The following is a 22,346-nucleotide window of genomic DNA, read 5'->3' as shown; positions in this document are numbered from 1 at the left end:
GCCGTGCGGCTCACGCGCCGCGGCGCAGCAGGTAGATGTCCATGATCCAGCCCTTGCGCTCGCGCAGCTCGGCGCGGCGGCGGACGATCCGCTCCCGCACCGCCGGCAGCGGCCCCTCGATCAGCGTCTCGTCCGGCATACCGAGATAGGCGCCCCACCAGATGTGCACGTTCTCGTCCGCGATCGCCGTGAACGAGCACTCGCCGTCCAGCATCACCAGCGCGTTCTCCGCGCCGAGTCCCTCCTCGCGCAAGCGGCGGCCGGTGGTGATGCACACCGGTTCACCGATTCCGTGCAGCACGATCCGATGCCGCGCGGCCAGCGCCTGGGCACTGGTGATGCCGGGAACGACCTCGTGCTCGAAGTGCACCACGCCACGGGCGAGCACCCGTTCGACCATGCGCAGCGTGCTGTCGTACAGCGCGGGATCGCCCCAGACCAGGATGCCGCCGACGCCGTCGGCCGCGGCGAACGCCGACTCCAGCAGCGCCGAGCGGCGATCGTGCCAGTCGTCGACCACGTCGAGGTAGTCGGCGGGCGTCCGGTCGCGCGGCGGGTCGGCGATCGGCACGATCCGGTACGGCCGGTCCATGTGCGCGTCGAGGATCGCGGTCCGCACGTCGACCAGCTCCCGCTTGGCCTCGCCCTTGCCGATCACGAAGAACGTCTCGACCCGGCGCATCGCCTTGATCGCCTGTACGGTGACCTGGTCGGGATCACCGGCGCCGATGCCGATCACGTAGAGCTTGCGCATGGGTTCGAGCTTGCCAGGTGGGCGGTGGACTACCGGGGCCGGGCGGCGACGGGGACGCGGCCGATCCGGCTCGCCGAGCTCGGCGAGGGCGACGACTAGAGTGGCGAGGCGTGGCTCATGACGCGCTCGATCCGGCTTTCGCCCCCGACACCCAGTACGAAGACCTGCTGCGGCTGGTACTGGCGTCCGGCACGAAGAAAGCCGATCGCACCGGGACGGGAACCCGCAGCATCTTCGGTCACCAGTTGCGCTACGACCTCTCGGCCGGGTTTCCGCTGATCACCACGAAGAAAGTCCACCTGAAGTCGATCGTCTACGAGTTGCTGTGGTTCCTGCGCGGCGACTCCAACGTCGGCTGGCTGCGCGACCACGGCGTGTCCATCTGGGACGAATGGGCCGACGCGAACGGCGAACTCGGGCCGGTCTACGGCGTGCAGTGGCGGTCATGGCCGACGCCGGACGGCACCCACATCGACCAGATCTCCCAGGTGCTGCAAACCCTGCGCACTGACCCGGACTCCCGGCGCATCATCGTCTCCGCGTGGAACGTGGCCGACCTGGACAAGATGGCGCTGGCGCCTTGCCACGCGTTCTTCCAGTTCTATGTGGCCGACGGCAAACTGTCCTGCCAGCTCTACCAGCGCAGCGCCGACCTGTTCCTGGGCGTGCCGTTCAATATCGCCAGCTACGCGCTGCTGACCCACATGGTCGCCCAGCAGGCCGAGCTGACGCCGGGCGACTTTATCTGGACCGGCGGCGACTGCCACGTCTACGACAACCATCTCGACCAGGTCGCCGAGCAGCTCAGTCGCGACCCCTACCCGTTTCCCACATTGCGGCTGCGTCCCGCGCCGACGCTGTTCGACTACCGCTACGAAGACGTGGAAGTGGTCGACTACCGGCACCACCCGGCCATCAAAGCTCCGGTGGCGGTGTGAGCAAGAGCCGCACGATCGGATTGATCTGGGCGCAGACCCTGGACGGGGTGATCGGGTTGCGCAACACCATCCCGTGGCGGTTGCCCGAGGACATGGCGCAGTTCAAGGACGTCACCTGGGGACATTGCGTGGTGATGGGCCGAAAGACCTGGGATTCGCTGCCGCCGCGGTTCCGGCCGCTGGCCGGGCGGCGCAATATCGTGGTGACCAGGCAGCCGGACTGGTCGGCCGAAGGCGCCGAGCGCGCGGCGTCGGTGTCCGAGGCGCTGGCCCGGTGCGCCCCGCACACCGTCTGGGTCGCCGGTGGCGGTGAGATCTACCGCGCCGCACTGGAATTCGCAACCGACCTGCGCGTCACCGAGATCGACACCGCGGTCGAGGGCGACGCCTTCGCGCCGCCGATCGGGCCGCAGTGGCGACCGGACGACCCGGAGCCCTGGCGGACCTCGGCCACCGGTCTGCGGTTCCGCATCAGGCACTACGTGCGCGAGCGACCCGCCTGACGCTCGCAGCCGTCGACGCCACGCCGCGTCGGCCCCGGGAACGCCGCCCCCAGCGGCGGGGCCGGTCAAACCCGGCCCGCACCGCGGCCGACTCGGGCATACTCCTCGTTATACGGCGATCGGACCCGTGTCCGGTCGGACGCCTCGAGCCGTTGCCACCAGCCCGGCATCGGCTGTGGTGATCTGCGAAAGGCGACCCATGGAAAAGAAATCGCTGACTGCGGTAGCGCGCCAGCAGCTGAAGCTGGCAGCCGTCGCCACGAGCGGACGCAGTTCACAGACACTCTATGGCGGCCATGCGCACTCGCTGCGGCAGACGGTGGTCGGCCTGACGGCCGGGCAGAGCCTGGCCGAGCACGACAACACGGGCGAGGCGACCTTGCTGGTGCTCAGCGGCACCCTGATCCTGATCAGCGGCGCCAACGAGTGGAAGGGCTCCGCGGGCGACCTGATCGTGGTCCCCAAGGCCCGCCACAGCGTCAAGGCGATCGACGACGTCGCGTTCCTGCTGACCGTGGCGATGTAGTCGCCACGGCGCGGGTCCGCACCGCGGCCGGACCGGCCGGGCGTTAGGGTGTCGATCATGGGTGAGCCGCAGCCGATCCTCGAACCGCTCACGCCGTCCGCGATCTTCTTGGTCGCCACGATCGACGAGGGTGGCGAGGCAGCGGTCCGCGATTTGCTCGCCGACATCACCGGCCTGCGCCGGTCGGTGGGCTTTCGCCTGCCGGGGGCGAACCTGACCTGCGTCACGTCGATCGGCTCCGACGCGTGGGACCGGCTCTTCGCCGGGCCGAAACCCGCTGAGCTGCATCCGTTCCCCGGTTACGTGGGCGCACGCCACACCGCGCCCGCGACACCGGGCGACCTGCTGTTCCACCTCAAGTCCGAGGTGCAGGACGCCTGTTTCGAACTGGCCATGGCCATCGCCGACCGGCTCGCGGGCGCGGGGACGATCGTGGACGAGACCGTCGGCTTCCGCTACTTCGAGCAGCGCGACCTGCTCGGCTTCGTGGACGGCACCGAGAACCCGGAGGGCCGTGCGGCCGCCGCGGCCGCGCTGGTGGGCGAGGAAGACCCGCGGTTCACCGGCGGCAGCTACGTCATCGTGCAGAAGTACACCCATCCGCTGGCGGACTGGCGCGCGCTGTCGGTCGAGGAGCAGGAGCGGGTGATCGGCCGCACCAAGCTGGACGATTTCGAGCTCCCCGACGAGATCAAGCCCGCCGACTCGCACGTCGAGGTCAACACGCTGATCGATCCGGACGGCACGGAACGCCAGATCCTGCGCGGCAACATGCCCTTCGGCAGCGTGCGCGAGGGCGTGTTCGGTACCTACTACATCGCCTACGCGGCCACGCCGAGCGTCACCGAACGCATGCTCACCCGCATGTTCCTCGGCACCGACGAGGCCGCCTACGACCGCATCCTGGATTTCTCCGTCGCCCTCACCGGCACCTCGTTCTTCGCACCCACCGTCGATTTCCTCGACGATCTGCCACCGGCGCCGTGGGAAACGGCGGAACCCGCGGTGTCCGTGGACACCGACGGCGCCGGTCCAGCGGATCTGCCCGGCACCGCCGCGCCCACGGGCGACGGCGCCCTCGGTATCGGCTCGTTGAAAAGGAGCACCCGGTCATGAACAACCTCCATCGCGAACTGGCGCCGATCACCGCCGAGGCGTGGGCGGCCATCGAGGAGGAGGCGACGCGCACCTTCAAGCGGCACATCGCGGGCCGTCGCGTCGTCGACCTGTCCGGCCCGCACGGCATCGACTACTCCGCGGTGAGCACGGGGCACACCACGGCGATCGACTCGCCCGACGCCGGGGTCTTCGCCCGGCAACGGGTGGTCGCGCCGCTGATCGAACTGCGCGTGCCGTTCACGCTCTCCCGCGAGGAACTCGACAATGTGGAGCGCGGCGCCCAGGACGCCGACCTGGACCCGGTGAAGGACGCCGCCAAGAAGATCGCGTTCGCCGAGGACCGCGCGATCTTCGAGGGGTACCCGGCCGCGCAGATCACCGGCATCCGCGCCAGCTCGTCCAACGAGCCGATCACGCTGCCCGGCGACACCCGGCTGGTACCCGAGGCGATCGCGCAGGCGCTGAGCGCCCTGCGGCTGGCCGGTGTCGACGGGCCGTACTCGGTGCTGCTCAGCGCCGAGCTGTACACGGCGGTGAGCGAGACCTCCGACCACGGCCACATGATCCGCACGCACATCGAGCGCCTGATCCCGGAAGGCGAGATCATCTGGGCGCCCGCCATCGACGGCGCGATCTTGCTCACCACCCGCGGCGGCGACTTCGATCTGCGCATCGGCCAGGACCTGTCCATCGGCTACCTGTCGCACGACAGCACGTCGGTCCAGCTGTACTTCCAGCAGAGCCTGACGTTCCTGGTGTACACCGCCGAGGCCGCGGTCCCGCTGAACGTCTGAGCACCGCCCGTCGCATCGGCCACAGCTGGGAAACGGCCAGGTGTGCGCCGGTGCGCGAGGCGGTAGCCTGAGCCGGAGATGCGCCCGAGGCAGGTAGGTGAGATGACAACGGTGCGGGCAGGTGTGGTCCCGACCCAGCGCGCCGCGCTCTACAGCGTGTTCGGCGTCCTGGCGACCGTCACGATCTGTGGCTCGTTCGTCGTCGCGTTCGGGGTGAACCGGGTGTTCACCGGCCTGCTGGCCGGGGCCGTCGTCGGAATCGCGGTGCTGGCCGCGCTGTTCACCAGAGACGCGATCGTGCTCACCGACCACGCCATCTACCGGCGCACGCCGTGGACGGTCTCCAGCATCCCGTGGGACCGGGTGGTGGCCGGGCGGTTCACGCTCGACGAGCGCGCCCGCTGGTCGCTGGCGCTGGATCTGTCCGGTGGCGACGAACCGCACGGCGAACTGGTCCTGCTGTCCATCCCGCCGGTGGTCCGCCCGGTCGCGGGCGCTTACGACCTGCGCAAACGCGACCAGGTGACGGAGATCCGGGCGATTCTGCGGCACAAGCGGATTCCGGTGACCGTGCTGCCGCAGATCGCGGGGGCACTGCAGGAACACTGGCAGATCGCGCCGCCGACGCACTGAGACCGCGTCGGCGTCCGGCAGAGCGCGCGGATGCGAGACGCCGTACGCCGGTTTCGGTTACGTTGACAGACGTGTCCATGCCGAAGGGCGCCAACGTGCCGGTGCCGAGTTCCGCCGTCCGGATCGAAGTGGGCCGGCGCGCCGGGGCGGGTGCGCCGGACGCCGATGCCTCCGCACTGCTCGTGGTGTCCGGAAAGGTGCGCTCCGACCGCGATTTCGTCTTCTACAACCAGCCCGCCCACCCCTCCGGCGCGGTCCGGCACGAAGGCAAGCGGCCGGGATCGATCGTGCTGGACGTGCTGTCCGCGGACTTGGCGCAGATCGAATCGCAGATCGACGGCATCGTGATCGCGGCGTCCACCGAGGGCGGCACGGTCGGACTGCTGGAGGGACTGTTCGTGCGCGTCGTGGACGCGGGAACCGGAGCGGAGCTCGCCCGCTTCGACGGCATCGGCGCGACCAGCGAGACCGCGGTGGTGCTCGGCGAGCTGTACCGGCGCGACGGCGGGTGGAAGTTCCGCGCGGTGGGCCAGGGGTACACGTCGGGTCTGGCCGCCCTTGCCGCCGACTACGGCATCGCCGTGGACGACGCGCCGGCCCCGCCCCACGAATACACGCCACCGCCACCGCCCCCCGCGCCGCCGCACGAGTTCACGCCGCCACCGCCACCGACCGCACCGGTGCCGCCGGAGCCGGGTCGGCTCGTCGCGCCCGTTCCCGGGACCGGCTCCACCGACCCGCACCAGGTCCCATCACCGCCCGGCACACCCTCACCGCCGTTCGCTGGACAGCCGCCATCGGTCTCCGCACCGGGTCCCGGTACCGGTCAGTCCGCCGTGCCGCCACCGATGACCGAACCCGACCGGTCCGGCCCGGCGACCGGCCCAGGCACCAGCCAGTACGCCCCGGCGGGCGGTCACACACCACCGCCCGCCCCGCCGAGCCCACAGACGATGCCGCACCAGCCCGACCCGTCCGGCGCGACGACATGGCAGGCCCAGGCCGTACCACCACATGGTCAGTACGGCCCGCCGGGTGGGTACGCACCGCCCTCCGGTTCATCCGGGTCTTCCGGCCCAGTCCCAGGACCGCCGAGCGGTTTCGCACCACCGGGGCAGCCGATACCGCCGGGCTCGTATGCGCCCTTCGGTCAAAGCACGCCCGGCAGTTACCCGCCACCCGGCCGGTACCCGGCATCCGGGCACCACGCGTCGCCCCCGGCGTACTACCCACCTGGCGCGTACATGCCAGCGGGACAGTCGGTGCCGCACGGACGCAACGTTCCCGGCTGGGTAGCGGCGACCGGACAGTCTTCCGGCAAGCTCTCGCTGACCGAGGACTTCCCCTCGGTGTCGCTGACCGCGCTGGGCGCGACCTCCGGCATCATGCGGGTCAACCTGAGTTGGACTTCTCCGTCGGGCACGAGCGAGGGCGCCGCGCTGGATCTGGACCTGTGCTGCTTCTGGGAATTGGCCGACGGCCGCAAGGGCGATATCCGTCCGGTCGGCGACTTCGGTTCGCTGGAGCGGCCGCCGTTCATCCGGCTGGACGCGGACGACCGTTCCGGGACCGGCGCCGCCGGGGAGAACCTGGAGATCGATCTCGGCCACACCGCCGAGTTCCGCCGAATACTGGTCTTCGCCACCCTTTACGACGGCGCGGCCGACTTCCGCGGTATCCGGGCGACCGCCGCGCTGTACCCGGCAGGCGTGCCGCCGATCGAGCTGACCGTGGACGGTTGCACGGACGGCTCCAGGGATGTGGTGCTGGTGCTCATCGAGAACACCGGCGCGGATCTGGTGCTGCGCCGGGAAGGACGCTTCGTCCCGCCACCGCCGAACCGGCCGCGCTGGGGCGTGACCGAGGTGGACAAGGCGTACCACTGGGGGCTGGACTGGGTAAGGGGCACCGGCAAGTCCTGACGCTCAGACAGCGGGGGCGGCCAGCCGGTCCAGCAGGACGACCGCCTCCGCCCGTATCGCGTCGAGGTCCCCGGTCCAGCCGAGCGCGCGCAGCACCGCCCCCGGGATGGTCCGCTCCGCGTACCTGGGCGCGGCGCCCTCGTCGGAGCGGATGCTGATCACGGTCTCCACCAAGCGGAACGGCAGCAACTCCGTGCCGGGCACGCTCGGCGCGCCGCCCTCGGCGAGCACCTGCGCGGCCAGAGTCTCGTACTGCCCGCGCAATTCGTCGCGGCGCAAGCGGAAGGCGGCGAACCGCTCGGTGCGCAGCTCCGGCAGCAGATACAGCGCACCGAGGTTCCAGCGCGAGGCGCACAGCTGCCGCACGTCGAACACGGCCAGCGCGTACAACCGGACCGGCGCCGGGTCGGGCGCGGCGCGCAGCCGCTGCGCCAGTTCGATCGGGGCGGCGACGGTTTCGGCGAGCAACGCGTCCAGGATGTCGTCCTTGGCCGCGAAATGGTGGTAGAGCGAAGCCTGCCGGATCCCGACGGCGTCGGCGATCGCGCGGGTGGAGGTGTTGGCGTAGCCGTTGGTGGTGAACAGTTCGCCTGCGGCGTCCAGGATCTCGGCGCGCGGCGTCGATCCGCGTCGGCGTCGCTGTTCGACGCGCGGCCGTCCGGGACCGAGGTTCGCCACTGTCCCATTCTGGCAGGTGGGCGGGCGGCGGCCGTCCGCGCCGTGCGTGAACGGCCGGCGTGCGTTTCCTGTCACTTGATAGAAATAGCGGCAACACAAAAGTTACCGGAGGTACCGGAAGCGATACATCGAGGTCACCGAAAGCGCGATCACGGACGCAAAACTGTCACCTGATAGTTATTGGCCGCACGCCGAAGGACCGCCCATGGCCACCACGCTCGCCCCCACCCCGCCCTCCGACCTCAGCGGCGACGGCGCCGACCTCGCCCGGTTCGGCTACCAGCCCGTCCTGCACCGCAAGCTCGGCCGCTACGCCTCGTTCGCGGCCGGCTTCTCGTTCGTCTCCATCCTCACCACGATCTTCCAGTTCTTCGGCTTCGGCTATTCGTTCGGCGGAGCCGCCTTCTTCTGGACCTGGCCGATCGTCTTCGCCGGGCAGTTCCTCGTCGCGCTGAACTTCGCCGAACTGGCCGCGCGCTACCCGATCTCGGGCTGCATCTACCAGTGGTCACGACGGCTCGGCGGCGAACTCGTCGGCTGGTTCGCGGGCTGGATGATGATCATCGCGCAGATCGTCACGGCCGCCGCTGCGGCGATCGCCCTACAGGTGGTACTGCCCTCGATCTGGAGCGGATTCCAGCTCGTCGGCACGGACACCGCGCTCAGCTCGCCGTCCGGCGCGACCAACGCCGTGCTGCTCGGCAGCATCCTGCTCATGATCACCACGCTGATCAACGTTTTCGGCATCGATCTGATGGCGCGGATCAATTCGATCGGCGTCACCGTCGAGATCGTCGGCGTCCTCGCGATCATCGCGCTGTTCTTCACCGGCACCGAGCGCGGGCCCGGTGTGGTGCTGCAGACCGATCAGGCCGCGCCGGGACCCTACTGGGCCGCGTTCCTGGTGTCCGGGCTGATGGCGGCTTACGTCATGGTCGGATTCGATTCCGCGGGCGAGCTTTCCGAGGAGACCAAGAACCCGCGCCGCGTGGCGCCGCGCACCATCCTCACCGCGCTGGCGGTCTCGGCGCTGGGCGGTGGGCTCATGCTGCTGGGCGCGCTGATGGCCGCGCCGAGCCTGTCCGACGGTGCGCTGGCCTCCGACGGACTGGCCTACGTGCTCACCGCGAAGCTGAACAGCCCGGCGGGCAAGGTGCTGCTCGGCTGCGTCGCGGTCGCGATCACGGTGTGCACCTTGGCGATCCAGACGGCTGGTTCACGGCTGATGTTCTCCATGGCACGGGACGGGAAGCTGCCGTTCGCGGGCAGGCTTGCCGCCGTGCACCCGCGATACGGCACGCCGGTGCTGCCCGCCGTCGTGATCGGTGCGCTCGGCATCGGCCTGCTGGTGCTCAATCTCGGCAACGCCGCGATCTTCGCGACGCTGGCAAGCGTCTGCATCGTCACGCTGTACCTGGCCTACCTGCTGGTGACGGTGCCGCTGCTGGTTCGCAGGTTCACCGGTCTGCCGGACGCGGACACCGACGCGCGGCTGTTCAGCCTGGGCCGGTTCGGCATTCCGGTCAACGCGCTCGCCGTGGTCTGGGGGGTCGCGATGGTGGTGAACCTGGCCTGGCCGCGGGCGGAGGTCTACGCGCCGGACGGCGGCGGGTGGTGGATGCGCTGGGCCGCACCGCTTTTCGTGCTCTTGGTGCTGTCCGTCGGCGTGGTGGTGCATCGCTTCGTCGTCGGTTGGTCACGCGACGTCGCGAGCGGCGAGCCCGCACCGCAACCGGCCTGAGCGACCCGGTGCGGCGGTGCACCACCCGGCGCCGCCGCACCCGGCCGCATGCCCAGGACAACCAGCACGAAAGGAATCACCGTGACAAGCACTGCGGACACCTCCGGCGCGCGAGCACACGCCCGAGCGCAGGCCGCGGCCGCGACCATCGCGCAGCCCGCGCTGCCCGCCGGGGTCCTCGCCTCGAAGATCACCTTCGCCCAGCGGATTCCGGCAGGCGGCTACGCGAACATCGCGCTCGGCCGCGGTACCCGGATCCGCCTGCGCGACCCGGACGGCGCGGCCTGCGCGCACCTGCTGCTGGTGCGCACCGAAGCGCCGTGGGAGCGGCTGAATGTCGCCGACACGATCAAGGTGCCGTGGCAGGCGTACCTGGGCAGCGGTCACCCGCTGCTGTCGGACCAGGGTCGCGTCCTGGCGACCGTGCTCGCCGACACCTCCGGCCACCACGACACACTCTGCGGACCAACCGCCCAGGCCCGTGACCTGCTGCGGCTGGCTGGCGCCAAGCACGGGCTGCATCCGGCGGACATCGGGCCGACGGTCTCGTTGTTCCGCGGCGTGCGGGTGCAGCGGGACGGAGCGCTCACCGCCACCGGCAGCGCCGCTCCCGGCTCGTCGGTCGATCTGCTCGTGCACCTGCCGGTCACCGTGCTGATCGCCAACGCCGCCCATCCACTGGACGACCGGCCCGCGACCGATCTCGATGTCGTCGCGTGGGCCGCGCCGGAAGACCTCGCCGTACCCGCAAACCAGGACCCGGAATACCGACGGGCCGTGCAGAACACCGAACAAGCCTGGACGGCCGCGCTGACCATGGAGGCAACCGCATGACTTCGGCCCGCACCATCGTGCTCGACGAGACCGTCCCCGCCCGCGCGCCGTGGTCGGCCGTGGTCCGTGCGGGCGAGCACCTGGAGATCATCGATCTGCACGGCAACCAGGCGGTGGACTGCCTGCTGTACTCGGCGGCCGACCACTGCGACCGCTACAGCGCGCAGGCCACGGTCGCCGCCCAGCGCAACATCTTCCTCACCACAGGCAGCGAACTGCGCACCGACGCGGGCACCACTCTGATGACCGTGGTGGCCGACGAGGTGGGCAATCACGACACCATCGCGGGCGCCTGCTCCCAGGAGTCGAATACGCTGCGCTACGGCCACCACACCCGCCACCAGCACGCCTGCGTGGAGAACTTCTTGACCGAAGCTCTGCGCTGGGGTCTGGGCAAACGCGACCTGGTGTCGAACATCAACTGGTTCATGAACGTTCCGGTCGAGGCGGACGGCACGCTGGGCATCGTGGACGGACTGTCCGCGCCGGGCAAGCGGGTCACACTGCGCGCCGAGGTCGACACGCTGGTGCTGGTCTCCAATTGTCCGCAGATCAACAACCCCTGCAACGGCTTCGACCCGACTCCGGTACGCATGGTGGTGTCGCGATGACGGTCGCCGAGCTACCGGTGGCCGGGACGGCGCAGGCCGAACCGCCGCACCCCAGCCGGGTGGAGGTTGTTCGCCCCGGCATGCTCACCACCGTGCAGGACTGGCCGGGCCGGGTCGGGTACTGGCACGTCGGCGTCCCGCCGTCGGGACCGATGGACGATCTGTCGTTCCGTCTGGGGAATCGTGCGCTCGGCAACGACGAGGGCGCCGCCGGGCTGGAATGCACCCTCGGCGGCCCCGCGCTCCGGTTCACCGCGCCGACCTGGGTCTGCGTCACCGGCGCCCCGGCGGACGTCGTGCTGGACGGCGTCCGGGTGCCCCAGTGGCGCACGGTCCGGGTGCCCGACGGCGGCGTGCTCGACGTCGGCGCGGTGCGCGGACCGGGCATGCGCTGCTACGTCCTGATCGCGGGCGGCATCGACGTGCCCGAATACCTCGGCAGCGCGGCCACCTTCACCCTCGGACGCTTCGGCGGCGGCACCGGGGGCGCGGTGCGCGCTGGTGCGTCGCTTCCGCTGGGCGCGCACCGCGGCCGGGTCGCGACCGCCGTGCCGATGGACGAGCAACCGGTGCTCACCAGGCATTGGGAACTCGCGGTCACCGAGGGGCCGCACGGCGCGCCGGACTTCTTCACCCGCGCCGACTTCGACACCGTGATCGGTACCGACTACGAGGTGCACTTCAACTCCGACCGCACCGGCGTCCGGCTGATCGGGCCGAAGCCGGAGTGGGCCCGCGCCGACGGCGGCGAGGCGGGCCTGCACCCGTCCAATATCCACGACACCCCGTATTCGGTCGGCGCGCTGGACTTCACGGGCGACACCCCCATCCTGCTGGGCCCCGACGGGCCGAGCCTGGGCGGTTTCGTCTGCCCGGTCACGGTCGTGGCGGCCGACCGCTGGAAGCTGGGCCAGTTGTCGCCCGGCGACCGGGTGCGCTTCGTGCTGGTCCGCAGTGACCGCGCCGCCTCGATCCGCGAGCTCGGGGCCGCGCGCCGCGCCGCATGGCCCACCGTGCTGTCGGCGGGCGGCGACGGCGACGACGGCGTGCTGCGCCGCGCCGAGGTCGACGACGAGACCGCGGTGACCTACCGCCGCGCAGGCGACGACGGCGTGCTCGTCGAATACGGCGCGATGACGCTGGATCTCGGCCTGCGCGCCCGGGTGCACGCCCTGCACCAGCATCTGCTGGCCGCGGCAGTGCGTGGCGTGACCGAGCTGACCCCCGGCATCCGCTCGTTGCAGATCCGGGTCGATCCGCACGTGCTGCCGGTGCCCGCACTGCTCGACCAGCTCGCCGAGGCCGAAGCGCGGCTGCCCGCCTCCGATCGGCTCGTCGTGCCCAGCCGGGTCGTCCATCTGCCACTGTCCTGGGACGACCCGTCCACCCGCGAGGCGATCACCCGGTACATGCACGGGGTGCGGGCAGACGCGCCCTGGTGCCCGTGGAACATCGAGTTCATCCGCCGCGTGAACGGCCTGGCTGACGTATCCGACGTCTACGACACGGTTTTCGGCGCCGAGTACCTGGTGCTCGGCCTCGGCGACGTCTACCTCGGCGCGCCGGTCGCCACCCCCACCGATCCCCGCCACCGGCTGGTCACCACGAAGTACAACCCCGCCCGCACCTGGACGCCGGAGAACGCGGTCGGCATCGGCGGCGCCTACCTGTGCGTCTACGGCATGGAGGGACCGGGCGGCTACCAATTCGTCGGGCGCACCACGCAGGTGTGGAACCACGGGGCGGGCGCGGCGCCCGCGGTGCCCCCTGGTGCCGACCGCAGCGGATCCGGAGGCGAAACACCCTGGTTACTGCGCTATTTCGACCGAATCCGCTGGTATCCGGTGGAGGCGGAGGAACTGCTCGACATGCGCGCCGACTTCGCCGCGGGCAACGTCCGGGTGCAGGCGGAGGACGGCGAATTCCGCCTCGCGGAGTATCGGACGTTCCTTGCCGACAACGCCGAAGACATAGCGAGCTTCCGCGCGAAGCAAGCCGAAGCTTTCACCGCCGAACGCAATTCCTGGCGCTCGGCGGGTGAGCTCACGGCGTGAGTTCTCAGCGCAGGTCCTGACCGCCCGGAATCTCAGCGCAGGTTCTCACGGCGTGACCGCTCAGCGCAGGCTCCGAAAGAACTCGCGGATGTCGGTGGTGAGCAGTTCGGGTTCCTCCATGGCGGCGAAATGGCCACCGCGGTCGACGTCGTTCCAGCGGGTGATGGTGTTCTCGGTCTCGGCGTAGCGGCGGATGCCGATGTCGTGCGCGAAGACCAGGGCGGCCGTGGGCACGCCGGAGTTCTGCTTCGGCTCGCCCCACGGGGCGTTCTGGGCGTAGCCGACGTAGGCCGCCGAGCCCGCCGTACCGGTGAGCCAGTAGAGCATCGCGTTGGTCAGCAGCCGATCCCGGTCGAGGATCTTGTCCGGCTCGACACCGCGCGGGTGGGTCCACTCCCGGAACTTGTCCATGATCCAGGCCAGTTGCCCCACCGGCGAGTCGACCAGTCCGTAGGCCAGCGTCTGCGGGCGGGTGGACTGGATGGCGATGTAGCCGAACTCCTCCTGCATGAACGCCTCGATCCGCCGGATGCGATCGCGTTCCAGATCGGTCAGGCTCGCCAGTTCTTCCTCCCCGAGCGGCAGCGGCGGAAACGGACCGGGCCCGCCGTTGGTGTGCACGCCGACGACCCGGCCCGGCGCTGTGCGGCCGACCTGCGGGCTCACCGCCGCTCCGATGTCGCCGCCCTGCACGCCGTAGCGTTGGTAGCCGAGCCGGTCCATGAGTTCGGCCCACGCCGCGGCGATGCGCTCGACGGCCCAGCCCGCCTCGGCGACCGGCCCGGAGAACCCGAATCCAGGCAGCGAGGGAATCACCAGGTGGAAGGCGTCGGCCGGGTCGCCGCCGTGCGCCCCCGGGTCGGTCAAAGGCCCGATGACGTCGAGGAATTCGGCCACCGAGCCCGGCCAGCCGTGCGTCAGCAGCAGTGGCAGGGCGTCCGCCTCGGGCGAGCGGACGTGCAGGAAGTGGATGGTCTGCCCGTCGATCACCGTCGTGTACTGCGGGTGACCGTTCAGCTGCGCTTCGGCGGCCCGCCAGTCGTATCCGGTGCGCCAGTAGTCGACCAGCTCGCGCAGCCAAGCGGCCGGTACGCCGGTGTCCCAGCCGTCGCCGGGGAGCGGGGCGGGCCAGCGGGTGGCGTCGAGCCGGGAGCGCAGATCGTCGAGCTGCTGCTGCGGGATGTCGATGCGAAAGGGGCTGATCTCGTTGCTCATGAAATAGACGGTATGACCCGCCTAGGACAACTTCCGCCCTAGGTTTCGGGCAGACTTTTCCCATGTTGGAATCCTCGGCGCGACTGTTGCGTCTGTTGTCGCTGTTGCAGACACCCCGTGACTGGACCGGCGCCGAACTGGCCGAGCGACTCGAGGTGGACGTGCGCACCGTGCGCCGGGACATCGACAAGCTGCGCACGCTGGGTTATCCGGTGGACGCGACGCCCGGCGTCGCGGGCTACCGGCTCGGCGCGGGAGCGAATCTGCCGCCGTTGCTGTTGGACGACGACGAGGCGGTGGCGGTGGCGCTCGGCTTGCGCACCGCGGCGGGCGGCACCATCGCGGGCATCGAGGACAGTTCGCTGCGCGCTCTCGCCAAGCTCGAGCAGGTGCTGCCTTCTCGGCTGCGCCACCGCGTCGGCATGCTCCAAGCGGCCACGGTCACGGTGCCCGCGGGCGGCCCGACGGTCGACCCGGACGTGCTCACCGCCGTCGCGGCCGCCATCCGCGACTGCCATCGCCTGCGGTTCGACTATCGCGCGCACGACGGCGCGATGTCCCTGCGCACCACCGAGCCACATCGCCTGGCGCACACGGGCAGGCGGTGGTACCTGATCGGCTGGGACGTCGATCGCGCGGACTGGCGCACCTACCGCGTCGACCGCCTGCACCCACGCATCCCGACCGGCCCCCGCTTCACCCCACGCGAAGCCCCCGACGCCGACCTGTCCGGGTACCTGTCCCGCGGCGTGACCACCGCGCCGTACCGGTACGAAGCCCGCGTCACCCTGGGTGTCCCCGCCGAGGTGGCCGCCGAGCGCATCGCACCGACCGTCGGGGTGATCGAGGCGTCGGACGCCGAGAACTGCGTGCTGCGAACCGGCTCCGACTCGCTGGACGAGCTGGCGATCTATCTCGCCACCTTCGGTTTCCCGTTCCGGGTGCACGAACCGCCGGAACTTCTCACGCACATCCGCGAACTCGCCGCGCGTCTCGGCGCGGCGGTCGACTGACGCGCTTCGGGCCACACCGGCGGCGAGGGCTTCCACGAATCGATTCGCCGGTCCTGCGAGCGCTGCGCCCCGCGCCCACCGGTGCGGTCTACGGCCTTGGCGGCGGGAGATGAGTCGCGACCGGGGACAACGCGACGATCGACGCCGTCGCCACCCGGCCACTACTGATCCCGGAACTGCGACGCGACAGCGCTACCGGATGGCCACTCCCGAAGCGGCCGCGACCCTGCCGACACCCGCCCGCCACGCCATCCTCCGGTTCTCCATCCGCGTGTGCGCAGACGACGATCGCGGCCTGCTGTTCATCGACTCCTGTCTCGGCCGCCGCTGGCGCTCGAACCTCGCGCAGCGGGCGGGCGCCGTCCGGGCCGGATGACCGGCCGACCGGCTCAGACGACGATCACCGTCTTGCCCTGGGCGTGCCCTTCGGCGACATGGCCCACCGCCGCGGCGGCAGCGGTGAGCGGACAGCGCCGCTCGATCACCGGGCGCAGCTTGCCTTCCGCGGCCAGCCCGGCAAGGAATTCGAGGTCCGCCCGGCGCGGGCGCATCAGCAGGGGGCGCATGGTCTGGCCGACCACCAGGCCGGTGAGCACCACCTTGCCCACCCACAGCACCGGTCCGAGCCAGTCCCCGCCGGGCGCACCCGCCGAGGAGACGAAGACGCCCTTCGGTGCGAGCACCCGGCGGCAGGCGGTCAGCGACCGGTTGCCCACCAGATCCAGCAGGACGTCGTATCGATCGGTGTCGCGCGTGAAATCCGCCGTGGTGTAGTCGATCACCCGGTCCGCGCCCAGCGAGCGCAGCGTCTCGACGTGACGCGTGCTGCACACGGCCGTCACCTCCGCCCCGAGCGCCTTGGCAATCTGCACCGCGCTCGTTCCCACGCCGCCCGACGCGCCGTTGACGAGCACTTTCTGCCCGGCACGCAGTCCGCCGACATCGCGCAAGCCCTGGAGCGCGGTCATTCCGGAATCCGGCAGGGCCGCAGCCTCCGCCATGGTCACACCGTCGGGGACGCGCGCGAGCCGCTCGACCGGGACGCACACGTACTCGGCGAAGGCCCCCGCGTCGACAGCGCCGAAAACCGGTTCTCCGCACTCGAACTCGACAACTCCCGCGCCGACCTCGACCACTTCGCCTGCTAGATCGTGCCCGATGATCGGGTCCTTCGGCCGCCGCAGCCCGAAACCGAGCCGGATCGCGTAGGGCTTGCCGGTGAGCAGGTGCACGTCACCGCTGCACACCGCCGCCGCGCGCATGCGAACCAGTACCGAACCGGCGCCTGCGACAGGGCGCGGCACCGTCTCCGTTCGGAGGACTTCGCTGGAGCCGTAGCGCGGCGCGACGACCGCGCTCATCGTCGCGCGCTCGAGGGTGGACTGCTGGCCGTCGGACATGACATTCCTCGTCTTCACCGGGCACTTACAGTGTAAGTGCGACACCGCCGACGGTACGCTTACGCTGTAAGTGCGTCAAGAGGGGAAACCATGCCGGAGGCTCGCCCGCCGCTCACCAGGGACGCGGTGCTGCACGCCGCCGTCCGGCTCGCCGACGAGTACGGCTTGCCCGCGCTGTCCATGCGACGCCTGGCGCAGACGCTCGGCGTCGAGGCGATGTCGCTGTACAACCACGTGCGGAACAAGGACGACCTGCTCGACGGCATCGCCGATCTGGTGGTCGCTGAGATGACGCCGCCCGCCGTCGGCGGCGATTGGCGGGCCGCCCTGCGCGCCCGGTCGGTTTCGGCCCACGAGGTCCTGCTGCGCCATCCGTGGGCGACCGGGCTGATCGGCACCAGGATCAACGTGGGCCCCGCCATGCTGCGCTACGTCGACGCCACCGTGGGCTGTCTGCGCGCAGCGGGCTTCTCCCTGCCCCAGGCGGACCGTGCGTGGAATGCGCTGGACAGCCATCTCTACGGCTTCACGTTGCAGGAGTTGAGTTTTCCGCTCGAGCCGTCCGAATACGGCTCCGCCGCAGAGCAGTTCCTGCCGCGCATACCGGCCGACGAGTATCCACACATGCACGCGCTCGCCCAGCTGGTGATCGACGGAAAGCACTCGGGCCTCGCCGATTTCGCCTTCGGACTCGAACTGATCCTGGACGGCCTGGAGCGGCTGCTCGCCGCGAAGGCGGACTGACGTTCAGTCCATCCGGAACGTGGCCTCGGGGTTGGCCGTGTCCCGGACGACCCGCAGCGCCTCGGACAACGCCGCGAGCTGGGCCGGAGTCAGCAACCCGACGAACCAGCGGTCGACGGCGGCGAGATAGTCCGGCAACACCTGCGCGAGCCGCGCCGCGCCCGCCTCGGTGAGCACCGCATAGGCGCTGCGCCGATCCGCTGTGTCCAGCTCGCGTTCCACCAGGCCCGCACGGGCCAGCCGATCGACCAACCGGGTCACGCCGCTGGTGGACAGCGCGGTCTGCACCGCCAGCTCCGACATGCGCAACCGACGGCCGGGCGAACGACTCAGCCGCATCAGGGCGTTCAGATCCAAGCCGGACAGGCCGTGGGCTTTCCACACCGGCTCCAGCTTCGCGACCACGCCACCGTACGCCTCGAACAGCAGGCCCATCGTGGTCAGGCGCGGGTCGTCGAAAAGCTCGGTCACGGTCATGGGGGGAACCTACCCGAAGATCGTCGAATAGTTGACACGCGGAATAACTAGCCGGTAGAAATATGCATACGCATTATTCCTCGCGTCAACTAGTGGAGGTTCCCATGTCACAGACCGCCTGGATCGCCGGATTCCGCACCGCGGTGATCCGTCCGGATGAGCAGATCAAGTTCGCGGACTCGCGCGCGTTCACCGACCAGACGGTGCGCCAAGTACTGCACCTGGCGGGCGGCGGCGCGCAGGTACGGGTGGGCCTGACCAACCGTTACGGGAAGACGCCACTGGTCGTCGGCGCGGCGCGGATCGCCCTCCGCAAGACCGGCAACGAGATCGTCGCCGAGACCGACGCCGTGCTGCGGTTCGACGGCGCCGAGCGGGTCGTCGTCCCGGTGGGCGGCGAAGTTTTCAGTGATCCGGTCGATCTGGCCGTCTCGGCGGGAGCGGATCTGGCGTTGAGCCTCTACCTGCCCGGCCCCACCGGTCTGGCGACGTTCTCACACCAGCCCGGCGAAACCGCGTACATCGCCGACGGTGACGTCACGGCCCAGCCCGCGCTCACCGTCGTCGAGGAGGTGCCCGCGCGGTTCTTCGTCGTCGGCGTCGACGTGCTCGCGCCCGCGGCAACGCCGGTGGCCGTGGCGTTCGGCGATTCCTGGTTCGAAGGCGTCGGCACCACGCTCGGCGCGAACCGCCGGTCGGTGGACGTGCTCAACGCGCGCCTGGACCGCGGCTGGGTGGTCAATCAGGGCATCGCGGGAAATCGGCTGCTGACCGACGTGGTCGGCGAGCCCGGCCTGGCGCGCTTCGACCGCGACGCGCTCGGCGTGCCCGGCGTGACCAGCGTCCTGGTCAACTTCGGCATCAACGACCTCAGCCTGGGTGGCATGCTCGGCCAGCCGCCGGCGACCGCGGACGACCTGATCGCGGGCTTCACCACCCTCGCGCGGCGGGCGCACGCCGCCGGACTCACCATCCACGCCGCCACGATCGGCCCCTACGCCGGCGTCATCTACGAAGGGCTGCACGTCGACGAGGCGCAGCCGACCCGTCGGCGCGTGAACGAATGGCTGCGCGCCAGCGACGTCTTCGATTCGGTGTTCGACGTGGCGCGCGCGGTCGAGGATCCGCAGCGGCCGGACTTCATCCGCCCCGAATTCGACAGCGGCGACGGCATGCACCTCAACGACGCCGGAGCCCGCGCCATGGCCGAAAGCGTCGACGTGACGGCAATTTTCGGCTGAAGAGCGCACGCGGGGCGGCGGGGCGCGACCCGGCCGGCTCCTAGGGCTCGAGACCGCGCAACACGATCTCGACACCACCTCGGAATTCGTCCTCGGCCGACATGCCCTTGGCCTGCCCCGCGGTCTGCGCCAGATGCGGATAGTCCGCGGCGGGGAGATCGGCCATCACGATCGTCCCCCGCCCCGGCAACGGCGCGTAGTGCTTGTTCTGGAGGTAACCGATCAGGAAGGCGACCAGCGTGCGCTGGGCGATGACGCGGGCGCGTCCGGTGAATCCGCCCTCGGTGAGCACGGCGAGCATCGCCTCCATCACGCGCAGCGATTCCACCGACGACTGCCGATGCCGCAGCACGAGCGGCACAGCGGCCGGATGGGCCGAGAACCCGTCACGGATGTGCTCGAGCAGCGCCGTCACCCGCGCTTTCCAGTCGCTTCCGGCGGGCAGCGACGTGTCGATCGAAGCGAACACGTGGTCTGCCACGAGCACCTCCAGCGCATCGCGGTCGCGGACGTAGCGGTACAGCGCCATGGTGGCCGTGCCGAGTTCCTTCGCCACCGCACGCATCGTGAGCGCGGACAAGCCGTCGCGGTCCAGCACGGCGAGGGCCGCCGCGGCGAGATCGGCGGTGGTCAGCGAACGGGGACGGGGCACGGATTGACAGCGTACAAGCTACGCGCATACTTGTCGTAGGCGTACGAAGTACACCTACGACGAAGGAGCCCATCATGTCGCTGCCGACCGCAGTCTCCGGTCGCACCCTGCTCACCATCTCCGGTGCGCGAGTCCGGATACCGGACCCGGACCGCCTGATTCACCTCCAGTTCCGGCGCTTCGCCGGATGCCCGGTGTGCAGCCTGCACCTGCGTTCGATCGTCACCCGGCGCGACGAGATCGCCGCCGCGGGTATCCGCGAAGTGGTCGTCTTCCATTCCAGCGCGGAGGAATTGCGCAAGTACACCGCCGAACTACCGCTGGACGTGATCGCCGACCCGGACCGCAAGCTGTACCGCGAATACGGCGTCGAGACCTCGCCCCGCGCGCTGCTCGACCCGCGCGGCTGGCCCGCCATCCTGCGCGGCGTCGCCCACGCCGCTTACGCGACCCTGCGCCGCAGGCAGGTCGCTCCGCCCGTCAAGCCCGAGGGCGGCGCCCTCGGACTGCCCGCCGACTTCCTGATCTCCCCCGACGGACGCGTGCTGGCCGCGAAGCACGGCGCGCATGTCGACGACCAGTGGTCGGTGGACGAACTGCTCACGCTCGTCCCGGCGGAGCGTCGCGCGTGAGAATTGCCGAAAGACCCCTGCCGGCACGGGCATTCGCGTTGCTGTTCGGTGGGCTGCTCGCCGGTGCGTTCGGCTATGGAGCGGTCAACGTCCTCTACGCGTTCCGCAAAGTCCCGCTGGAAGTGCGCTTCACCTTCCACACCGCCTTGATGAGCGTGAACGGCCTGGTCATGCAATCGCTGATGGGCCTGACCATTCTCAGCACGGCGGTGCTCGCCATCCGTTCCACGGGCCGGTCCCGCCTGCTCGCCGGTGGCGCGGGCATTCTCGCTGTCGCGGCGTTCCTCATCACCCGCCTCGGCAACGTCCCGATCAATCAGAAGATCAAGGCGTGGGCGGTCAGCGGCCCACCGGCCGACTACGCCGAAATCCTCAGCCGCTGGGAGGCTTTCCACTTCGCGCGCACCGCATGCGCGCTGGTGGCGTTCCTCCTCGTCGTGCTGACCACCCTGCTTTCCGCGAAAGAAGCACGCCCATGATGACCGTCGAACTGTTCGTCTCCGACCCCGCTCTCACCACCGACCGCAAACGCGCCCTCGCCGACAGCATCCTGCGCGTCTTGACCACCGAGCCCAGCGCTCCGGACTCGGTCATGTCCAAAGCCCGCGAACTGACCCACGTCCTGGTGCGCGACACCGACGTGTGGGCGACCGGCGGACCGGCCCTGGACGACGCGCCGCGCTACCTGGCGCGGCTCACCGTCCCCGGATCATGGGCCAACAACACCGAATTCGGCGGCCACGTCATCCCGCTGATCACCGAAGCCATCGCCGCAACCGAGGCCGACCCGGACCGCCTGACCCGAGACCCGCACTGCGTGGTCCAGATCATCGGCCTGCGCGAGAACAACCTCGGCACCTTCGGCCACACCCTCACCGCCACCGAGATCACCAAACTGATGACCGAGGACTACCGAGCCTCCGGCACCCCCACCGACGCTCCCGAAGGTCACGCCATCGACCCCGTCTGCGGCATGGCCGTAAACCTGTCCACCGCCCGCTTCACCCTCACCCACAACGGCACCCACTACGCCTTCTGCGCCCCTGTCTGCCGCAAGGTCTTCGCCGAAGACCACGCCGTCCCCCTCTGAACCGTCCCGCGAGTGGTACGTGGCGGAGAGGCCTCCTCGCACCTTGCCGCAGCCATGGGCCACTCGCGGCTACTTCGAGCTTTGCGGCGGCTTGCGCGAGAGGTGGTCAGGGCTGTTCGAGTACGTCGAATGGAATGGTCGCCTCGACCGGGTCGTCGAGGAGCAGAACACGTCGGTGAACCGTGTGGGCAAGATAGCGGCGACCGGACCAGTCGAGACGGTATTCCTCGATTTCTTCGATGCGTTCTTCCTTCTGATCGAGCCGGACGATCAGATACCGGGGGATACCCGCGGCTGCGTATTGAATTCGCTTGTCGCTTATATCGGCGTCGATGGTCGACTCGGAAGTGACCTCGACCACCAGCAGTAGGTGCTCACGCACGGTGTTGACGTCGTAAGGTTCACAGTCCCGGATCCAGATGTCGGGGTAGCGGATGTTCAACCGCCGATCGGCGGCTGTGGATTCCGCGTCAGCGAATCGTGCGGCAACGTCGGAGTCCACGACCATATACGGCCCGCCGTCGCGCCGGGCCGTCTCCAGCATCCCGGCCAGCCGCCGCACCACTCGGCTGTGCACGGGGCTCTGGGCCATCAGTCGCACCACACGCCCGTCGACGATCTCGATGTCACCGAGCTCGGCAGTCGCCCCTTCGGCGAACTGCTCGGCCGTCACACGCAGTATCTGTTGCTCGTCGGGAGCGCTCATAGCGGACATCATTGCAGTTCGAATCCGAGCAGACGAGCCCCTCCCGTTCAGAGGGGACTCGTCTGCTCC

General features: G+C 70.1%; 25 protein-coding genes. 18 read left to right on the top strand and 7 right to left on the bottom strand.

Features of this window, described 5'->3' with window-relative positions; genetic code table 11:
* Positions 1-10: 10 nt before the first annotated feature.
* Positions 11-754, bottom strand: a complete 744-nt coding sequence (gene cobF / locus IU450_RS31445) for a precorrin-6A synthase (deacetylating) (RefSeq protein ID WP_195153361.1) — start codon at positions 752-754, stop codon at positions 11-13.
* A 110-nt stretch (positions 755-864) separates the two neighbouring features.
* Here cobF and IU450_RS31440 point away from each other — a divergent pair, with 110 nt between their 5' ends.
* From IU450_RS31440 to IU450_RS40210, 7 genes are all read left to right on the top strand, one after another.
* Complete coding sequence (locus IU450_RS31440) at positions 865-1,692, top strand: thymidylate synthase (RefSeq protein ID WP_195153360.1); 828 nt, start codon at positions 865-867, stop codon at positions 1,690-1,692.
* Complete coding sequence (locus tag IU450_RS31435; RefSeq protein WP_195153359.1) at positions 1,689-2,195, top strand: dihydrofolate reductase; 507 nt, start codon at positions 1,689-1,691, stop codon at positions 2,193-2,195. The genes IU450_RS31440 and IU450_RS31435 overlap by 4 nt, the downstream gene beginning before the upstream one ends.
* A gap of 199 nt (positions 2,196-2,394) precedes the next feature.
* On the top strand, positions 2,395-2,721 hold the full coding sequence (locus IU450_RS31430; RefSeq protein WP_195153358.1) for a cupin domain-containing protein: 327 nt from the start codon (positions 2,395-2,397) through the stop codon (positions 2,719-2,721).
* 57 nt (positions 2,722-2,778) lie between these two features.
* Positions 2,779-3,837, top strand: a complete 1,059-nt coding sequence (locus IU450_RS31425) for a Dyp-type peroxidase (RefSeq protein WP_195153357.1) — start codon at positions 2,779-2,781, stop codon at positions 3,835-3,837.
* Positions 3,834-4,634, top strand: a complete 801-nt coding sequence (locus IU450_RS31420) for a family 1 encapsulin nanocompartment shell protein (RefSeq protein ID WP_195153356.1) — start codon at positions 3,834-3,836, stop codon at positions 4,632-4,634. The genes IU450_RS31425 and IU450_RS31420 overlap by 4 nt, the downstream gene beginning before the upstream one ends.
* A 102-nt stretch (positions 4,635-4,736) precedes the next feature.
* Entirely contained in the window at positions 4,737-5,267 is a 531-nt protein-coding gene (locus IU450_RS31415; RefSeq protein WP_195153355.1) for a hypothetical protein, read from the top strand.
* Positions 5,268-5,344: 77 nt separating this feature from the next.
* Positions 5,345-7,189 (top strand): TerD family protein, encoded by a 1,845-nt coding sequence (locus IU450_RS40210; RefSeq protein ID WP_228835406.1) that lies wholly within the window; start codon positions 5,345-5,347, stop codon positions 7,187-7,189.
* 3 nt (positions 7,190-7,192) lie between these two features.
* Here IU450_RS40210 and IU450_RS31405 read toward each other — a convergent pair whose 3' ends face one another.
* Positions 7,193-7,867 (bottom strand): TetR/AcrR family transcriptional regulator, encoded by a 675-nt coding sequence (locus IU450_RS31405; protein ID WP_195153354.1) that lies wholly within the window; start codon positions 7,865-7,867, stop codon positions 7,193-7,195.
* Positions 7,868-8,072: 205 nt separating this feature from the next.
* On the opposite strand from IU450_RS31405, the gene IU450_RS31400 reads away from it, so the two are divergent.
* The 4 genes from IU450_RS31400 (at position 8,073) to IU450_RS31385 (ending at position 13,107) form a co-directional block, all read left to right on the top strand.
* A complete protein-coding gene (locus IU450_RS31400; protein ID WP_195153353.1) occupies positions 8,073-9,608 on the top strand; it encodes an amino acid permease in 1,536 nt (511 codons plus the stop codon).
* Between the two features lie 48 nt (positions 9,609-9,656).
* Entirely contained in the window at positions 9,657-10,442 is a 786-nt protein-coding gene (locus IU450_RS31395; RefSeq protein WP_195153352.1) for a DUF1989 domain-containing protein, read from the top strand.
* A complete protein-coding gene (locus IU450_RS31390; RefSeq protein WP_195153351.1) occupies positions 10,439-11,053 on the top strand; it encodes an urea amidolyase associated protein UAAP2 in 615 nt (204 codons plus the stop codon). Before IU450_RS31395 ends, IU450_RS31390 begins: the two co-directional genes overlap by 4 nt.
* An 80-nt stretch (positions 11,054-11,133) precedes the next feature.
* Complete coding sequence (locus tag IU450_RS31385; protein ID WP_228835405.1) at positions 11,134-13,107, top strand: 5-oxoprolinase/urea amidolyase family protein; 1,974 nt, start codon at positions 11,134-11,136, stop codon at positions 13,105-13,107.
* A gap of 60 nt (positions 13,108-13,167) precedes the next feature.
* Here IU450_RS31385 and IU450_RS31380 read toward each other — a convergent pair whose 3' ends face one another.
* On the bottom strand, positions 13,168-14,322 hold the full coding sequence (locus IU450_RS31380) for an epoxide hydrolase family protein (RefSeq protein ID WP_195153349.1): 1,155 nt from the start codon (positions 14,320-14,322) through the stop codon (positions 13,168-13,170).
* Between the two features lie 62 nt (positions 14,323-14,384).
* Between IU450_RS31380 and IU450_RS31375 the strand changes: the two genes are divergently transcribed.
* Positions 14,385-15,335, top strand: a complete 951-nt coding sequence (locus IU450_RS31375) for a helix-turn-helix transcriptional regulator (RefSeq protein WP_195153348.1) — start codon at positions 14,385-14,387, stop codon at positions 15,333-15,335.
* A 199-nt stretch (positions 15,336-15,534) separates the two neighbouring features.
* The gene (locus IU450_RS31370; RefSeq protein ID WP_195153347.1) at positions 15,535-15,711 is read left to right on the top strand and encodes a hypothetical protein; all 177 of its coding nucleotides are present in this window, start codon (positions 15,535-15,537) and stop codon (positions 15,709-15,711) included.
* Between the two features lie 13 nt (positions 15,712-15,724).
* Here the strand turns inward: IU450_RS31370 and IU450_RS31365 are convergent, their stop codons facing one another.
* Positions 15,725-16,735, bottom strand: coding sequence for an NAD(P)-dependent alcohol dehydrogenase (locus tag IU450_RS31365; protein WP_228835386.1), 1,011 nt, complete (start codon positions 16,733-16,735; stop codon positions 15,725-15,727).
* A gap of 90 nt (positions 16,736-16,825) precedes the next feature.
* Between IU450_RS31365 and IU450_RS31360 the strand changes: the two genes are divergently transcribed.
* Positions 16,826-17,479, top strand: coding sequence for a TetR/AcrR family transcriptional regulator C-terminal domain-containing protein (locus IU450_RS31360; RefSeq protein ID WP_195153346.1), 654 nt, complete (start codon positions 16,826-16,828; stop codon positions 17,477-17,479).
* Positions 17,480-17,482: 3 nt separating this feature from the next.
* Here the strand turns inward: IU450_RS31360 and IU450_RS31355 are convergent, their stop codons facing one another.
* Positions 17,483-17,956 carry a MarR family winged helix-turn-helix transcriptional regulator gene (locus IU450_RS31355; protein WP_195153345.1) on the bottom strand — a complete coding sequence of 158 codons (474 nt, stop codon included), beginning with the start codon at positions 17,954-17,956 and terminating at the stop codon, positions 17,483-17,485.
* A gap of 104 nt (positions 17,957-18,060) precedes the next feature.
* Between IU450_RS31355 and IU450_RS31350 the strand changes: the two genes are divergently transcribed.
* Positions 18,061-19,197, top strand: a complete 1,137-nt coding sequence (locus tag IU450_RS31350) for a GDSL-type esterase/lipase family protein (RefSeq protein ID WP_195153344.1) — start codon at positions 18,061-18,063, stop codon at positions 19,195-19,197.
* A 40-nt stretch (positions 19,198-19,237) separates the two neighbouring features.
* On the opposite strand, the gene IU450_RS31345 is transcribed toward IU450_RS31350, so the two are convergent.
* On the bottom strand, positions 19,238-19,849 hold the full coding sequence (locus tag IU450_RS31345; protein ID WP_195153343.1) for a TetR/AcrR family transcriptional regulator: 612 nt from the start codon (positions 19,847-19,849) through the stop codon (positions 19,238-19,240).
* A 74-nt stretch (positions 19,850-19,923) separates the two neighbouring features.
* Between IU450_RS31345 and IU450_RS31340 the strand changes: the two genes are divergently transcribed.
* From IU450_RS31340 to IU450_RS31330, 3 genes are read left to right on the top strand one after another with little or no spacing between them, the layout of a single operon-like run.
* Positions 19,924-20,481, top strand: coding sequence for a peroxiredoxin-like family protein (locus IU450_RS31340; RefSeq protein WP_195153342.1), 558 nt, complete (start codon positions 19,924-19,926; stop codon positions 20,479-20,481).
* A complete protein-coding gene (locus tag IU450_RS31335) occupies positions 20,478-20,960 on the top strand; it encodes a DUF1772 domain-containing protein (protein ID WP_324197897.1) in 483 nt (160 codons plus the stop codon). Before IU450_RS31340 ends, IU450_RS31335 begins: the two co-directional genes overlap by 4 nt.
* Positions 20,957-21,571 carry a YHS domain-containing protein gene (locus tag IU450_RS31330; protein WP_195153341.1) on the top strand — a complete coding sequence of 205 codons (615 nt, stop codon included), beginning with the start codon at positions 20,957-20,959 and terminating at the stop codon, positions 21,569-21,571. The genes IU450_RS31335 and IU450_RS31330 overlap by 4 nt, the downstream gene beginning before the upstream one ends.
* Positions 21,572-21,677: 106 nt before the next feature.
* Here IU450_RS31330 and IU450_RS31325 read toward each other — a convergent pair whose 3' ends face one another.
* On the bottom strand, positions 21,678-22,277 hold the full coding sequence (locus IU450_RS31325; protein ID WP_195153340.1) for a Uma2 family endonuclease: 600 nt from the start codon (positions 22,275-22,277) through the stop codon (positions 21,678-21,680).
* Positions 22,278-22,346: the final 69 nt, after the last annotated feature.

This window comes from Nocardia abscessus, from assembly GCF_015477775.1.
Taxonomy (GTDB): domain Bacteria; phylum Actinomycetota; class Actinomycetes; order Mycobacteriales; family Mycobacteriaceae; genus Nocardia; species Nocardia abscessus_A.
This window is presented reverse-complemented; position numbering and strand designations above follow the sequence as displayed.

Coding starts and splice junctions, on each gene's coding strand:
- IU450_RS31340 (WP_195153342.1), top strand. CDS start 19,924: ATGTCGCTGCCGACCGCAGTCTCCGGTCGCACCCTGCTCACCATCTCC.
- IU450_RS31365 (WP_228835386.1), bottom strand. CDS start 16,735: ATGTCCGACGGCCAGCAGTCCACCCTCGAGCGCGCGACGATGAGCGCG.
- IU450_RS31380 (WP_195153349.1), bottom strand. CDS start 14,322: ATGAGCAACGAGATCAGCCCCTTTCGCATCGACATCCCGCAGCAGCAG.
- IU450_RS31330 (WP_195153341.1), top strand. CDS start 20,957: ATGATGACCGTCGAACTGTTCGTCTCCGACCCCGCTCTCACCACCGAC.
- IU450_RS31360 (WP_195153346.1), top strand. CDS start 16,826: ATGCCGGAGGCTCGCCCGCCGCTCACCAGGGACGCGGTGCTGCACGCC.
- IU450_RS31385 (WP_228835405.1), top strand. CDS start 11,134: ATGCTCACCACCGTGCAGGACTGGCCGGGCCGGGTCGGGTACTGGCAC.
- IU450_RS40210 (WP_228835406.1), top strand. CDS start 5,345: ATGCCGAAGGGCGCCAACGTGCCGGTGCCGAGTTCCGCCGTCCGGATC.
- IU450_RS31430 (WP_195153358.1), top strand. CDS start 2,395: ATGGAAAAGAAATCGCTGACTGCGGTAGCGCGCCAGCAGCTGAAGCTG.
- IU450_RS31370 (WP_195153347.1), top strand. CDS start 15,535: ATGGCCACTCCCGAAGCGGCCGCGACCCTGCCGACACCCGCCCGCCAC.
- IU450_RS31400 (WP_195153353.1), top strand. CDS start 8,073: ATGGCCACCACGCTCGCCCCCACCCCGCCCTCCGACCTCAGCGGCGAC.
- IU450_RS31390 (WP_195153351.1), top strand. CDS start 10,439: ATGACTTCGGCCCGCACCATCGTGCTCGACGAGACCGTCCCCGCCCGC.
- IU450_RS31355 (WP_195153345.1), bottom strand. CDS start 17,956: ATGACCGTGACCGAGCTTTTCGACGACCCGCGCCTGACCACGATGGGC.
- IU450_RS31395 (WP_195153352.1), top strand. CDS start 9,657: ATGCCCAGGACAACCAGCACGAAAGGAATCACCGTGACAAGCACTGCG.
- IU450_RS31375 (WP_195153348.1), top strand. CDS start 14,385: ATGTTGGAATCCTCGGCGCGACTGTTGCGTCTGTTGTCGCTGTTGCAG.
- IU450_RS31415 (WP_195153355.1), top strand. CDS start 4,737: ATGACAACGGTGCGGGCAGGTGTGGTCCCGACCCAGCGCGCCGCGCTC.
- IU450_RS31350 (WP_195153344.1), top strand. CDS start 18,061: ATGTCACAGACCGCCTGGATCGCCGGATTCCGCACCGCGGTGATCCGT.
- IU450_RS31420 (WP_195153356.1), top strand. CDS start 3,834: ATGAACAACCTCCATCGCGAACTGGCGCCGATCACCGCCGAGGCGTGG.
- IU450_RS31425 (WP_195153357.1), top strand. CDS start 2,779: ATGGGTGAGCCGCAGCCGATCCTCGAACCGCTCACGCCGTCCGCGATC.
- cobF (WP_195153361.1), bottom strand. CDS start 754: ATGCGCAAGCTCTACGTGATCGGCATCGGCGCCGGTGATCCCGACCAG.
- IU450_RS31325 (WP_195153340.1), bottom strand. CDS start 22,277: ATGAGCGCTCCCGACGAGCAACAGATACTGCGTGTGACGGCCGAGCAG.